General features: G+C 66.6%; 15 protein-coding genes. 4 read left to right on the forward strand and 11 right to left on the reverse strand.

Going from position 1 to position 12,619, the window contains the following annotated elements; translation table 11 throughout:
• The first annotated feature begins 57 nt into the window (after window positions 1-57).
• The 4 genes from MRBLST15_RS19900 to MRBLST15_RS19915 all read left to right on the forward strand — a co-directional run bounded on the left by MRBLST15_RS19900 (window position 58) and on the right by MRBLST15_RS19915 (window position 2,805).
• Complete coding sequence (locus MRBLST15_RS19900) at window positions 58-624, forward strand: YqgE/AlgH family protein (RefSeq protein WP_165376445.1); 567 nt, start codon at window positions 58-60, stop codon at window positions 622-624.
• Window positions 617-1,084, forward strand: a complete 468-nt coding sequence (ruvX, locus tag MRBLST15_RS19905) for a Holliday junction resolvase RuvX (protein ID WP_025874031.1) — start codon at window positions 617-619, stop codon at window positions 1,082-1,084. The genes MRBLST15_RS19900 and ruvX overlap by 8 nt, the downstream gene beginning before the upstream one ends.
• 16 nt (window positions 1,085-1,100) lie before the next feature.
• Window positions 1,101-2,051, forward strand: a complete 951-nt coding sequence (locus MRBLST15_RS19910) for an aspartate carbamoyltransferase catalytic subunit (RefSeq protein ID WP_025874030.1) — start codon at window positions 1,101-1,103, stop codon at window positions 2,049-2,051.
• Between the two features lie 262 nt (window positions 2,052-2,313).
• Window positions 2,314-2,805 carry an REP-associated tyrosine transposase gene (locus tag MRBLST15_RS19915; RefSeq protein ID WP_367787543.1) on the forward strand — a complete coding sequence of 164 codons (492 nt, stop codon included), beginning with the start codon at window positions 2,314-2,316 and terminating at the stop codon, window positions 2,803-2,805.
• A 53-nt stretch (window positions 2,806-2,858) separates the two neighbouring features.
• Here MRBLST15_RS19915 and MRBLST15_RS19920 read toward each other — a convergent pair whose 3' ends face one another.
• The 11 genes from MRBLST15_RS19920 to MRBLST15_RS19970 form a co-directional block, all read right to left on the reverse strand.
• Window positions 2,859-3,656, reverse strand: coding sequence for a prolyl oligopeptidase family serine peptidase (locus MRBLST15_RS19920; protein ID WP_367787545.1), 798 nt, complete (start codon window positions 3,654-3,656; stop codon window positions 2,859-2,861).
• A 70-nt stretch (window positions 3,657-3,726) separates the two neighbouring features.
• Window positions 3,727-3,993, reverse strand: coding sequence for a hypothetical protein (locus tag MRBLST15_RS19925; RefSeq protein ID WP_049470046.1), 267 nt, complete (start codon window positions 3,991-3,993; stop codon window positions 3,727-3,729).
• An 11-nt stretch (window positions 3,994-4,004) separates the two neighbouring features.
• Complete coding sequence (gene mgtE, locus MRBLST15_RS19930) at window positions 4,005-5,366, reverse strand: magnesium transporter (RefSeq protein WP_025874026.1); 1,362 nt, start codon at window positions 5,364-5,366, stop codon at window positions 4,005-4,007.
• Window positions 5,367-5,583: 217 nt separating this feature from the next.
• Window positions 5,584-7,353: a phosphoenolpyruvate--protein phosphotransferase gene (gene ptsP / locus MRBLST15_RS19935; RefSeq protein ID WP_265953741.1), complete on the reverse strand. Its 1,770-nt coding sequence runs from the start codon at window positions 7,351-7,353 to the stop codon at window positions 5,584-5,586.
• Window positions 7,354-7,355: 2 nt separating this feature from the next.
• Window positions 7,356-7,625, reverse strand: a complete 270-nt coding sequence (locus tag MRBLST15_RS19940; protein ID WP_025874024.1) for an HPr family phosphocarrier protein — start codon at window positions 7,623-7,625, stop codon at window positions 7,356-7,358.
• A complete protein-coding gene (locus MRBLST15_RS19945; RefSeq protein ID WP_367787549.1) occupies window positions 7,618-8,010 on the reverse strand; it encodes a PTS sugar transporter subunit IIA in 393 nt (130 codons plus the stop codon). Before MRBLST15_RS19945 ends, MRBLST15_RS19940 begins: the two co-directional genes overlap by 8 nt.
• A gap of 435 nt (window positions 8,011-8,445) precedes the next feature.
• The gene (gene rapZ / locus MRBLST15_RS19950) at window positions 8,446-9,330 is read right to left on the reverse strand and encodes an RNase adapter RapZ (RefSeq protein WP_312704536.1); all 885 of its coding nucleotides are present in this window, start codon (window positions 9,328-9,330) and stop codon (window positions 8,446-8,448) included.
• Between the two features lie 26 nt (window positions 9,331-9,356).
• Window positions 9,357-10,307 (reverse strand): HPr(Ser) kinase/phosphatase, encoded by a 951-nt coding sequence (hprK, locus tag MRBLST15_RS19955; RefSeq protein WP_004147299.1) that lies wholly within the window; start codon window positions 10,305-10,307, stop codon window positions 9,357-9,359.
• Window positions 10,304-10,756: a PTS sugar transporter subunit IIA gene (locus MRBLST15_RS19960; RefSeq protein WP_265953734.1), complete on the reverse strand. Its 453-nt coding sequence runs from the start codon at window positions 10,754-10,756 to the stop codon at window positions 10,304-10,306. The genes hprK and MRBLST15_RS19960 overlap by 4 nt, the downstream gene beginning before the upstream one ends.
• Window positions 10,757-10,777: 21 nt before the next feature.
• Entirely contained in the window at window positions 10,778-11,095 is a 318-nt protein-coding gene (gene hpf / locus MRBLST15_RS19965; protein WP_004147311.1) for a ribosome hibernation-promoting factor, HPF/YfiA family, read from the reverse strand.
• 58 nt (window positions 11,096-11,153) lie between these two features.
• Window positions 11,154-12,593 (reverse strand): RNA polymerase factor sigma-54, encoded by a 1,440-nt coding sequence (locus tag MRBLST15_RS19970; protein WP_367787554.1) that lies wholly within the window; start codon window positions 12,591-12,593, stop codon window positions 11,154-11,156.
• Window positions 12,594-12,619: the final 26 nt, after the last annotated feature.

Here is a 12,619-nt window from a genome sequence, read left to right on the forward strand (position 1 = left end):
CCATCCTAGCCCATCCCTTCGCGCCCGCATCCGGCCGCAGCGGTTAGAATGACGCCCATGCCAGTAACGCCGACTTCCCTCGCCAATCACCTGCTCGTGGCGCTGCCGTCGCTGATCGACGCCACCTTCGCTCGTACCGTTGCGCTGATCTGCCAGCACGACGAGAACGGGGCAATGGGGGTGCTGGTCAACCAGCCTTCCGAGTACACCCTGGGCGAAGTGCTGGCGCAGATGGACATCGCCACCGTCGATGGCGTCCTGCAGGCGCGTCCGGTGCTCAATGGCGGGCCGGTGCATCCCGAACGTGGCTTCGTCATCCATGACGATGCACGCGCGTGGGATTCCAGCCTGGTCGTGGGGGATGGCCTGTACCTGACCACCTCGCGCGACATCCTCGAGGCGATGGCGCGCGGCGAAGGCCCGGCCAACGCCGTGGTCACCCTGGGCTGCGCGGGCTGGAGTGCCGGCCAGCTGGAAAGCGAGCTGTCCGAGAACAGCTGGCTGACCGTGCCGGCCGACGCCGAGCTGGTGTTCCAGCTGCCGCTGGAACAGCGCTGGCAGGGCGCTGCCTCGCGCATTGGCGTCGATCTGTTCCGGCTGACCGATTACAGCGGCCATGTCTGAGCCCGCCCTCATCCGTCGCGATGGCACCGTACTCGGTTTCGACGTCGGCTCGCGCCGGATCGGTGTGGCGATCGGCAGTGCGTTCGCCGCGCATGCGCGCGCGGTGGCCGTGGTCGATGTGCACGGCAATGGTCCCGACTGGGCAGCGATCGAACGCCTGCTCAAGGAATGGAAGCCCGATGGCCTGGTGGTTGGCGATCCGCTGACCCTGGACGGCCAGGACCAGCCCAACCGCAAGCGCGCGCAGGGCTTTGCCCGCCAGCTGCGGGAACGTTTCAAGCTGCCGGTGGTGATGATCGACGAGCGTTCCAGTTCGGTCGAGGCTGCCCGCCGCTTCGCCGTCGAGCGCGCCGAAGGGCGCAAGCGCCGCCGCGATGCGGCTGCCCTCGATGCCGTGGCTGCGGCGGTGATCATCGACCGCTGGTTGTCGTCGCCGGACGACGCCATTCCCATTCCCTGACGATACGAACTCCGCCATGACCGCCCAGCAACTCGATGACTCCGGCCGCCTGCGCCACCTGTTGACGCTTGAAGGTCTGCCCCGCGACACCCTGGTGCAACTGCTCGACCGCGCCGGCCAGATCCGCGATGCCGCGGTCGGCCGTGTCGGCAACAAGCGCCACGTGCTGGGCGGATCGGCGGTGTGCACGTTGTTCTTCGAACCCTCCACCCGTACCCGCAGCTCGTTCCATCTGGCGGCGCAGCGGCTGGGTGCGGACGTGCTGAACTTCGACGCCTCCACTTCGTCCACGCGCAAGGGCGAAACCGCCTGCGACACGCTGAAGAACCTCGAAGCGATGGGCGTGCGTGGTTTCGTCGTGCGCCACCCGGATGACGGCGCCGTGGCCGCGCTGGCTGCTGTGGCGGGCGAGGGCACCGCGCTGGTCAATGCCGGCGACGGCCGTAGTTCGCACCCGACCCAGGGTCTGCTGGACATGCTGACCCTGCGCCAGGCCAAGGGTCCGGACTTCTCGAAGATGAAGGTGGTGATCGTCGGCGACGTCAAGCACTCGCGCGTGGCCCGCACCGACCTGCATGCGCTGCGTACGCTGGGCGTGGGTGAGATCCGCGTGTGCGGCCCACAGTCGCTGCTGCCGGACGACGACACCCTGAAGGGCTGCGTGGTGGGTGATGATTTCGACGCGATGCTGGAAGGCGTCGACGCACTGATGATGCTGCGCCTGCAGCGCGAGCGCATGGAAGAAGGCCTGGTGCCGTCGCTGGAGCAGTACCACGCACAGTACGGCCTGAACACCGCACGCCTGGCCCGCGCCGGCAAGGATGCAGCCGTGCTGCACCCGGGCCCGATCAACCGCGGCGTGGAAGTGACCGACGAAGTAGCCGACGGCCCGCAGTCGTGGGTGCTGCGCCAGGTCGCCAACGGCGTCGCCGTACGCATGGCCGTGCTGGAAACCCTGCTGGGTTGAGACCCCGCGTCCCGATTGGGTGGGTGCCGACCGTTGGCCGGCACAAAGGGGGATTCACCTTGAACTGCCTCGGTGGGTGCAGACCGTTGGTCGGCACAGAGGAGGATTCACCTTGAACTGCCTCGGTAGGTGCCGACCGTTGGTCGGCACAGAGCAGTCAGTCCCGTGGTGCTGGGCGCAACCATGTATTGGCTACAGCCCTACCTGCATCGGGGTGGTTGCCCGATAGAAGGGGACTGCCGGTAGGCACACGCTTGGCCCCATGAACCGTGCACGCCTATGCCTTGGCCGCCATTCCCGGATCGGGCAATCCTACATCCTGACCACCGTCACTCAAGGGCGTCGACGCTACTTCGACGATGCCACTGCGGCGCAGGTGGTGATGGACGTGGTCCGCCGCATTGATGCTGAAGGTCTGACGCACTCACTTGCCTATGTGGTCATGCCGGACCACATCCATTGGCCTGTGGAGCTCCGCGCGTTCTCGCTGGACTACATCATGCAACGCTTCAAATCGAGCAGTGCATTGAGGATCAACCGCATGTCCGGCCGGTCAGGACGATTCTGGCAATCGAGCTATCACGATCACGCGATCCGCTCCGATGAATCTCTGTTCCGTCATGCAATGTACGTGTTGGGGAATCCGATCAGGGCAGGGCTGACCGCGCAGCTTGGTGAATATCCCCATGCGTGGTGTCGATGGGAAGTTGAAGGGAGGTTCCAGTCAGTTGAACATATGGGATTGGAGAAATAGTGCCGACCAACGGTCGGCACCCACCGCGGAGGTTTTCCAGCAGGAGCTGTAGTTCAGCGCTTCTGCTTGAACAACCACGCCCACATCGCCGCGTCGGCGTAGGTGGCATCCCAGGCGTTGTGGTTGCCGTCCGGGTACTCGGTATAGCGCACGTCACGCGCGCCTGCGGCCTGGAACGCGGCATGCAGCCGGCGATCATCCTCCGGCGGCACCACATCATCCAGCGCGCCGTGGAAGATCCAGATCGGGGTGCGCTGCAGGCGCTGGGCGATCACCGTGTAGGGATCGGTCTCACGCGCCACCTGTTCGACGAACAGGGTGGGGCGGACCGCGCGCGGCGCCAGCACCGCGCCGCAGACCGGCACGATCGCGGCAAAGCGCTGCGGGTCGTCCAGGGCGATGTTCCAGCTGCCGTAGCCACCCATCGACATCCCTGTCAGGTACTGCCTTGCAGGGTCGGCGCCGAATTCGGCGATTGTTGCATCGAGCGCGGCCACGGCCACACGGTTGTTGCGTCCGCTCCATTCTTCGCGGCCGGGTACCTGCGGAAACACTGCCAGTGCCGGGAAGTCGGCGGCTTGCCGGCGCAGGTACGGGCCCAGGCCTGCATGGGTCTGCTTCACGCCATCGCCGCCGCGCTCGCCGGAGCCGTGCAGGAACAGCACCACCGGCAGCGGCCCTGCTGCACGCGCGGCAGCGGCTGGAATGAACACCTGGTAGTAGGCGGTTTCGCCGTCCACCTTCACCGCGCGTGCCTCGAAGTGGCCGCGCGCACCGGGCGGCGTACTGGCGCACCCGGTCATCATCAGCAGGGCCAGCAGTGGCAGCCAGCGCGAGAGCGATCGAAGCATGGCGATTCCCATGAGGGCGAGGTCGCTTCGATGGTAGTGCGCAGCAGCCAGCCCGGCATCGTGCGCCGCATCACTGCGGGCGCGGGAAGCTGGCGATGATCTGCAGCTGCTCCTGCGCTTCGGCATTGCCGCCTGCGGCTGCGGCCTGCACCTGCGCCATGTCCGGATGCAGCACCACCAGCAGCGGGTTCTCGCACACCGGGCACACGTACTCGGTGGCGTCCTCGTCCAGCTCCATCACCATTGCCCGCGAACTGCCTTTCCATTCGCAGGCCGCACAGGTGTGCAGCTGGTCGCGCCAACCTGGCGCAAAATAGTTTTCGATTGTCGTTGCCATGGCAGTTCCAGTCAGTGCAGCAGGACCATGGTGGCCAGGCCGAGGAAGGTGAAGAAGCCCATTGAATCGGTCACCGCGGTCAGGAAGATGCCGCTGGCCAGCGCCGGATCGAAGCCGAAGCGCTTCAGGCCCAGGGGCACCAGCACGCCGGCCAGTGCCGCGAACAACAGGTTGCAGGTCAGCGCGATGGCGATCACCGCCGACAGTCCGGGCGAGTGGAACCAGGCGAGCACGATCAGGCCCAGCACCGAGCCGAGCACCACGCCGTTGAGCAGGGCGACCCGTACTTCCTTCCACAGCAGCGTGCGTGCGTTGGAACTGCCGACCTGGCCCAGCGCCAGGCCGCGCACCATCAGCGCCAGCACCTGGGTGCCGGCATTGCCGCCGAGCCCGGCGACGATCGGCATCAGCACGGCCAGTGCGACCAGCTTGTCGATGGTGCCTTCGAAGTGGCCGACCACGCTGGAGGCAAGGAACGCGGTGCACAGGTTCACCGACAGCCACATCAGGCGGCGCCGCATCGCGCGCCAGACCGGGCTGAACAGATCCTCGTCCTCGTCCAGGCCGGCGGCGCCCAGCGCCTGGTGCTCGGCCTGGCCACGGATGATGTCGACCACGTCATCGATGGTGATGCGGCCGATCAGGATGTTGTTGTCATCCACCACCGGCGCGGAGATCCAGTCATGGTCGGAGAACTGCCGTGCCACTTCCTGGTCACTCTCGCCGACATCGATGGCAGGCTGCTCATCGTCGATCAGGCGGTTGATCGGCGTGGTGTCTTCGTGGGTCACCAGCGAGGCCAGCGACACGCGGCCGAGATACTGGTGACGGCGGCTGACCACGAACAGGTGATCGGTGTGGTCGGGCAGCTCGCCGCGCAGGCGCAGGTAGCGCAGCACCACATCGACGTTGACGTCGGCGCGTACCGTCACCACGTCCGGGTTCATCAGGCGGCCGGCGCTGTCCTCGGGGTAGGACAGCACCTGTTCCAGGCGCTCGCGGTTCTCGCGGTCCATCGACTTGAGGACTTCGTCGATGACCGTGTCCGGCAGGTCTTCGACCAGGTCGGCCAGATCGTCGATGTCCAGGTCTTCGACCGCGGCGATGATCTCGTCCGGGTCCATGTCCGCGAGCAGGCTCTCGCGCACGTCGTCGCCGACGTGGACCAGCACCTCGCCGTCGTCTTCCGGATCGACCAGGCCCCAGACGATCTCGCGTTTGCCCGGTGGCAGCGATTCGAGCAGGTTGCCGATCTCGGCCGGCGCCAGGGTATTGACCAGACGGCGTACCGGGCCCAGCCGACCGCTGTCCAGTGCATCGGACAGCATCCGCAACTGGCGCGCAGTCTTGTCGTGGCGTACAGCCTCAGCCATCGCAGCTCCCGCGGGGATAAGAAAAGCCGCGATCCTGGCAAGGATGCGGCAACAGGGGTGTTCAGCGCGTCATTATCGCAAGGGGATGTTTCAGCGCATACCCCGCCGGCCTGCGGCCACCGGGGTCCACGCATTCCGCCGGGTATGGCCCGGCGCTGCCAAAGGTGACACGCGGCGGTAGCGCCGGGCCGTGCCCGGCGAGCGCGTAGCGCGGGAATCAGGACGCGTCCGCCACCAACGCCAGCCAGCGCTCGATGCCGCGGCGGTCACGCATGCCCAGCAGCTTCGGTGCGCGGGCGCGCAGCGCACCGAGGTCGGCATCGCGGACAGCCCGGCGTACTTCCAGCAGGGTGCCCGGGTGCAGGCTGAACTCGGTCAGGCCCAGCGCCAGCAGCAGCGGGGTCATCCGTGCGTCGCCCGCGATTTCGCCGCAGACCGCTACCGGAATGCGATGGCGCGCGCCGGTTTCGATCACCATCTGCAGCAGGCGCAGCACGGCCGGGTGCAGCGGCGAATACAGTTCGCCCAGCGCTTCGTTGTTGCGGTCGGCGGCCAGCAGGTACTGCACCAGATCGTTTGTGCCGATCGACAGGAAGTCGACCAGGTCGATGAAACTCTCCAGCGCCAGCGCGGCGGCGGGCACTTCGATCATCGCACCCAGCGGTACATGCTCGGCCACCATGTGACCCTCGGCGCGCAGCTGCTCGCCCAGCTTCAGCATGCGTCGGCGTACCGCCAGCAGTTCGTCGCGGGTGCTGACCATGGGCACCAGCACGCGCAGCTTGCCGTAGGCCGAGGCACGCAGGATGGCGCGCATCTGGGTGTCGGCTACTTTTGGCCTGGCCAGCGACAGGCGCACACCGCGCAGGCCCAGCGCCGGGTTTTCCTCGTTGCTCAGGGTCAGGCCGGTGCGGTCGGCCTTGTCTGCGCCCAGGTCCAAGGTGCGGATGGTCACCGGGCGGCCACTCATGCCCAGCGCCGCATCGCGGTAGGTCTGGAACTGTTCTTCTTCGTCCGGCAGTTCGTTGCGCTGCAGGAACAGGAATTCGGTGCGGTACAGGCCCAGGCCGTGGGCGCCCAGCGCATGCGCCTGGGTCACATCTTCCAGCGATTCGGCATTGGCCAGCAGGGCGATGTCGACCTGGTCGCGGGTACGGCTGGGCTTGCTGCGCAGGCGGCCGAGCTCGCGCTGCTCGCGCGCGTGCTCCTTCAGGCGCGCCCGGTAATCACGCAGGTTGTCGGCCTGTGGGTTGACGGTGATGCTGCCGTCGGCGCCGTCGATGATCAGCACGTCGCCGTCGATCACCTTGCTCAGCAGCTGCGGCACGCTGACGATCAACGGCAGGTGCAGGCTGCGGGCAAGGATCGCACTGTGCGACAGCGCGCTGCCGGCGCTGGTCACGATGCCGACCACACCGTGCGACTGCAGCTGGGCCAGCTCGGAAGGGGCGATGTTGTCGCAGACCAGGATTTCACCGGCCAAACCCTTTACCGCTGCCGGCCGCTCGGGCTGCAGGAACGCATGGATGCGCCCGATCACATGGTCGAGGTCATCCATGCGGCTCTTCAGATAGGCATCGTCCATGCCATCGAAGACTTTTGCCAGGCGGTCGCGCTGCAGGCGCAACGCATAGCCGGCGCTGTAGGGACCACTGCGGATCAGTTCGTCCAGGCCGAACAGCAGTTCGGGATCGTCCAGCAGCAGCGCATGTAGGTCGAGGAACTCGCCCACTTCCTGGTTCAGCGCACCATGCAGGCGCTGGCGCAGCTCGTGCATTTCCGTGCGCGCCGCGTCGACGGCGCGGTGCAGGCGTGCCAGCTCGGCTTCAACCTGGGAAGGAGCGACGCGCTGTTCGGCCACTTCCAAGGCATGCGGCAGGCGCACGCGGGCGCGACCCATTGCAGTACCGCGGGCGGCGCCGTGCCCGGCCAGCAGCTGTACCGGCCGTTGGCCGGTAGGGGCTTGGCCGGCGCGCGCGCGCGGCACGCTCAGTTGTCCTCGTCGAAGCGGCGCTCGAACAGGTCGACCACCGCGTCCATCGCGGCCACTTCGTCTTCGCCGTTGATGCGGATGGTGACCGGCGTGCCTTGCCCTGCCGCCAGCAGCATTACGCCCATGATGCTCTTGGCGTTGATCTCACGGCCTTTGGCGGCCATGGTCACGTTGCAGCGGAACGGCGCCAGGGTCTGCACCAGCTTGGCGGTGGCCCGGGCATGCAGGCCCAGGCGGTTGCTCACAGTGAGTTCTCGTTCAAGCATCGTCGACTCTCGCTCCATTACGGGTGCCCGCCGCCGCAGTGGCAGGCAGTTGATCCAGTCCCTGTTCCGGATAATTCATCACCCGCAGCAACATCGGCAGACTCAGCGCCGACACCCGGCGAACCGGGGTCCCCAACCGGGCCAGCTGCCCGGCAAGGTTGGCGGGGCTGGCGCCGTACAGGTCGGTCAGGATCAGCACGCCCTCACCCCCATCGACCCGCCGCAGAGCGGCCGAGGCGAGCGGGAGCAGAGCATCCAGGTCTGCGTCGAACGGTACTTCGAAAGCTTCGGTTTTCAACGGCAACTGCCGCAGAAGCCGGGTCGCCACCTCAAGCAGGGCGATCCCGACCCCAGGATGTGTTACGAGGAGAATGCCACAGGTCATTACTGCACGTTAACAGGTCAAGGTGAATTGGCGATAGCAGCAGGAGAGGGGCACTGTGTCCCGTATTCAGTGTTGCTCGGGTCGGAGCCCTTTTTCGTTGAAAAAGGGATCCGACCCCATCCGTTTTTCGATACCCGACAGAGATTCATCCACGCATGGCGTGGATCTACCGTGTCGACCAAGGTCGACACCTACCAACAGCAGCAGAGAGCGCCAGAGAGCGCCGTCCCGACAGATCGCGGGAACCTGTCGAAGGCGGGGCGGGTCAGCAAGCGGGGGCGTGAGCCGCATGGATGCGGCGACCGAGCTTACATGGACGTACTTGCAGCGTCCCCCGCTTGCTGATCTGCCCCGCCACCCCGGGGAATGCAGGCGTTTGCCGTTGACGTTGCCGTGGTTTCTGCGGGTGCCGGGCGCAGCCCGGCCGACCTCCCCTCAATCCTGTTCGCGGTGGTACGTCGCCACGTCTTCCCAGCCCATCTCACGCGCATGGCGGGCCAGGCGTTCGGCCAGGAACACCGAGCGGTGCTTGCCACCCGTACAACCGAAGGCCACCGTCACATAGCTGCGGGTGCCATCGCCCAGCTTGGGCAGCCAGGTATCCAGGAAATCCATCAGCTGCGCCAGGTAGCGCTGCACATCCGGCTGCGCTTCCAGGTAGTCGCGCACGCCCGGTTCGCGACCGCTCAGCGCCCGCAGTTCCGGATCCCAGTGCGGGTTCGGCAGCACGCGCGCGTCGAACACGAAGTCGGCCTCGGCCGGCACGCCACGTTTGTACGCGAACGATTCGAACAGCAGCGACAGGCGGGTGGCATGGCCCATCGCGAATTCGGTGATGATCCGCCGCCGCAGCTGATGCACGTTCAACGCACTGGTATCGATCACCGCATCGGCTTCGCGGCGCAGCGGGGCGATCAGCTCGCGCTCGCGGGCGATCGCTTCCGGCAGCGACAGGCCGAGCTGGCTCAGCGGGTGCCGGCGACGGGTATCGGCATAGCGCTTGAGCACTGTTTCATCGCTGGCCTCGAAAAACAGCACCTTGGCGTCCACCCCGGCATCGCTGGCCAGCTGCCGCCAGCTGGACAACTGGGTCAGGTCGCTCTGCCCGCGCACATCGATGCCCACCGCCAACCGGCGCGGTGCCGTGCCATCGTGATGGCTCAGGACATTACGCACGAAATCCGGCAGCAGCTGGATCGGCAGGTTGTCCGAGCAGTAATAGTCCTGGTCCTCGAAGGTCTTCAGGGCGACGGATTTACCCGAGCCGGACAGGCCGCTGACGATGATCAGGGTCGGGGCGGTGGGAATGACGGTGCTCATGGACGGGCTCTTCGAAGGACAGGGGGTCAGGGCGTTCGCCGTTCCAGCAGGTTGCTGTGGCGGGCGATGAACATCGCCGCCGGGTCGATACCCTTGGTACGTAGAATGTGCAGGCGGGTGGCCGCCTCGGTCAGAACGGCCAGGTTGCGGCCGGGCATCACCGGCAGGGTGATCAGCGGCACGTCCAGGTCCAGCACGTGGCGCGTGCCCGAGTCGCCGGTCAGGCGCTCGTAACCATGGGGGGTGGGCTCGGTCATCGGCTTGGTCAGGTGGACGATCAGCCGAAGGTACTTGTTCTTCTTTACAGCGGTGTCGCCAAACATCTCGCGCACGTTCAGCACGCCCAGGCCGCGCACTTCCAGCAGGTCCTGCAGCAGTTCCGGGCAGGTGCCGTCGAGCACGTCCGGGGCGATCTGGGTGAACTCGGGGGCGTCGTCGGCCACCAGGCGGTGACCGCGGCTGAGCAGTTCCAGGGCCAGCTCGCTCTTGCCCGATCCGGCTTCACCGGTGATCAGCACGCCGATGGAGTAGATCTCCATGAACACGCCGTGCAGGATCACCCGCGGCGCCAGTGTCCGGGCCAGGTGGTAGGACAGGTGGTTGAGCAGCTCGTGGCCGCGCTTGGGCGAGAGCCACAGCGGCGTGCCGGATTCATCGGCGGCCGCGCGCAGGTCTTCCGGGCAGGGCTGGTTGCGGGTCAGCACCAGCGCCAGCGGATGCGACTGCATGATCTTTTCGATGGTCTCCCAGCGCTGGCGGGGTTCCAGCGCATCCAGCCAGGACAGTTCCTCGGTACCGAGGATCTGCACCTTGTTGGGATAGATCGCATTGAGATAGCCGGCCAGCGAAGGGCGCCGCGAGACCGTATTGCCGGCCTCCAGCTCGCGCTTCTCGCCGGATTTGCCCGCTGCCCAACGCAGACCGAGCCGCTCACGCTGCTGTTCGAAGAGTTCGCGGGCAGTGATGCTGGTATTCATGCGGCGCTCGCCGGTGGGGGCAGGTCCAGGGCCTGGCGCAGCTCCCGTGCATCGCTGGCCTCTCGCAGCGCCTGGCGGATGCAGGGTGCGGAAAACAGCTCGGCCAGCTCGGACAGCAGCATCAGGTGTTGATGGGTGTAGTGGGCAGGAACGGCCATGGCGAACACCAGGTCCACCGGCTCGTCGCCACCGAAATCGACCGGGGTCTGCAGGCGCAGCAGCGCGCCACGGGGTCGATCCAGGGTCGGTGCACGACCATGCGGAATGGCGATGCCGTAACCGATCGCGGTACTGCCCAACGCTTCGCGCTGGCACAGGTTGAGGTAGATCTGTTCGGCATTGGCCTGGCGGCAGGCCAGCAATCCGGCCGCGGCCTGCAGGACGCTGTCGCGGTCGGTGGCCGTGCAGAGCTGGGTCTGCACGGCCGCCAGGAGGTCAGTCAGGGGCATGTCTGCGGGGAGCGGTGGCGATCAGCCACCATTGTCGCCCACCGGCAGTGGTGCGTGCTGCTGTTTTTTCTCCTTGTGCTTGATCACCAGGCGGTCAAGCTTGTCCGCCAGCAGGTCGATCGCGGCATACATGGTCTGCGCATTGGCTTCAGCGTGCAGGGTCTGACCCGGAATATTGAGGCTGGCATCGACGTGGTGCTCGGTCTTCTGCAGCTTGAGGGTCACCCGCGCTTCGCAGTGCTGGTCGAAGTGTTTGCCGATCCGGGCCAGCTTCTCCTCTACATAGGACTGCAGGGCCGGGGTGACTTCGACATCTTTGCCAAACGTTTCGATGCGCATCGGGTTTCTCCTTTGATCGGATGTGCCAATGAACCTCTCCGCCGGGCGCGGCGGCGCGTCAAACGATTCTGACTCTTTCGTGCGAGGCGGAGATGTTCATGGCCTCACGATACTTCGCCACGGTGCGCCGCGCTACTGGGATTCCCGATGTTTTGAGCAGGTCAGCCAGCTTGGCGTCAGAAAGCGGCTTGCGTGGGTTCTCGTCATCGATCAGGCGCCGGATCATGGCCTGGATGGCCGTGCTGGACGCTTCGCCACCGCCGTCGGTGTCGATGCCCGAGGCGAAGAAGGCGCGCAGTGGCAGGGTGCCGCGTGGCGTACGCACGTGCTTGCGGGCAATCGCGCGCGACACGGTGGATTCGTGCAGGCCCAGTTCGCCGGCGATCTGGCGCAGGGTCAGCGGGCGCAGAGCCTGTTCGCCGAATTCAAGGAAGCCCGCCTGCTGCTGGATCAGGCTGCGCACCACCCGCAGCAGCGTCTCGCCACGCGCCTGCAGGCCCTTCAGCAGCCAGCGCGCTTCCTGCAGCTGGCCGCGCAGATAACCGGCATCGGCGTCACCGCAGCGGCGGATCATCTGCTCGTAACCGCGGTGGATCACCAGCTTGGGGCCGGCATGGGCGGCCAGCGCGGCGCGCCAGATGCCGTTCTGGCGCCACACGACCACGTCGGGCACCACGTAGGTGTCCTGCGCGAGCGGAGCGATCTGGGTGCCGGGGCGCGGGTCCAGCGAGCGCAGCAGGGCCACGGCGGTCTCGACCTCGGCCAACGGCTGCTTCATCTGTTGGGCCAGGCCTGCCACGCCGCTGCGCGGCAGTTGTTCCAGTGGGCCGGCGGCGACCTGCCGGGCCAGGGCCAAGCACGGGGTGTCGGCAGGAAGCACGTCCAGCTGCAGTTGCAGGCATTCGCCGAGGCTGCGTGCGGCAACGCCGACAGGGTCGAAGCGCTGGATCTGGTGCAGCACGGTCAGGATTTCGTCTTCACCGGCGTGGATCGCCGGCAGCAGCGCTTCGGCGATGGCCGAGAGCGGCTCGCGCAGATAGCCATCGTCTTCCAGCGAATCGATCAGCGCGGCACCGATGCTGCGGTCGCGGTTGGACAGGTGGGTCAGGTGCAGCTGCCACAGCAGGTGGTCTGCCAGGGTTTCGGTTTCGGCGACGCGTTCGGCAGCACTGCCGTTGTCGTCGTCATCATCGAAACTACCGCTGCTGCCGCCACTGCTCCAGTCCAGCTCGGCGGGCGTCCAGTCGTCGCCACTGCTTTCAGCATTGTCCGGCGGGGCGTCATTGTCGCCGCCCGCCTCGTCGCTGCTGGCGTCCTTGTCGACACCGGCGCCTTCGTCGCTGCTGTCGGACCAGTCCAGCAGTGGATTGCTCTCCACTGCCTGGGCGATTTCAAGCTCCAGCTCGGTCGTGGACATCTGCAGCAGCTTGATCGCCTGCTGCAGCTGGGGCGTAAGCACCAGCTGCTGTCCCAACGATGTCTGCAGCCGAGTCTTCATGCCTGTGCCGAACGGAAGGGAGAGGG

It is taken from the genome of Stenotrophomonas sp. LST15-1-1.1, assembly GCF_040815575.1.
GTDB classification, from domain to species: domain Bacteria; phylum Pseudomonadota; class Gammaproteobacteria; order Xanthomonadales; family Xanthomonadaceae; genus Stenotrophomonas; species Stenotrophomonas lactitubi_B.

What these genes read in the sequence shown, in the direction of transcription:
- MRBLST15_RS19910 (WP_025874030.1), top strand. Translation starts at nt 1,101, where the DNA reads ATGACCGCCCAGCAACTCGATGACTCCGGCCGCCTGCGCCACCTGTTG.
- hpf (WP_004147311.1), bottom strand. Translation starts at nt 11,095, where the DNA reads ATGCGCATCGAAACGTTTGGCAAAGATGTCGAAGTCACCCCGGCCCTG.
- MRBLST15_RS19925 (WP_049470046.1), bottom strand. Translation starts at nt 3,993, where the DNA reads ATGGCAACGACAATCGAAAACTATTTTGCGCCAGGTTGGCGCGACCAG.
- rapZ (WP_312704536.1), bottom strand. Translation starts at nt 9,330, where the DNA reads ATGAGCACCGTCATTCCCACCGCCCCGACCCTGATCATCGTCAGCGGC.
- MRBLST15_RS19945 (WP_367787549.1), bottom strand. Translation starts at nt 8,010, where the DNA reads ATGACCTGTGGCATTCTCCTCGTAACACATCCTGGGGTCGGGATCGCC.
- MRBLST15_RS19920 (WP_367787545.1), bottom strand. Translation starts at nt 3,656, where the DNA reads ATGCTTCGATCGCTCTCGCGCTGGCTGCCACTGCTGGCCCTGCTGATG.
- MRBLST15_RS19915 (WP_367787543.1), top strand. Translation starts at nt 2,314, where the DNA reads ATGAACCGTGCACGCCTATGCCTTGGCCGCCATTCCCGGATCGGGCAA.
- ruvX (WP_025874031.1), top strand. Translation starts at nt 617, where the DNA reads ATGTCTGAGCCCGCCCTCATCCGTCGCGATGGCACCGTACTCGGTTTC.
- MRBLST15_RS19970 (WP_367787554.1), bottom strand. Translation starts at nt 12,593, where the DNA reads ATGAAGACTCGGCTGCAGACATCGTTGGGACAGCAGCTGGTGCTTACG.
- hprK (WP_004147299.1), bottom strand. Translation starts at nt 10,307, where the DNA reads ATGAATACCAGCATCACTGCCCGCGAACTCTTCGAACAGCAGCGTGAG.
- MRBLST15_RS19900 (WP_165376445.1), top strand. Translation starts at nt 58, where the DNA reads ATGCCAGTAACGCCGACTTCCCTCGCCAATCACCTGCTCGTGGCGCTG.
- mgtE (WP_025874026.1), bottom strand. Translation starts at nt 5,366, where the DNA reads ATGGCTGAGGCTGTACGCCACGACAAGACTGCGCGCCAGTTGCGGATG.
- MRBLST15_RS19940 (WP_025874024.1), bottom strand. Translation starts at nt 7,625, where the DNA reads ATGCTTGAACGAGAACTCACTGTGAGCAACCGCCTGGGCCTGCATGCC.
- MRBLST15_RS19960 (WP_265953734.1), bottom strand. Translation starts at nt 10,756, where the DNA reads ATGCCCCTGACTGACCTCCTGGCGGCCGTGCAGACCCAGCTCTGCACG.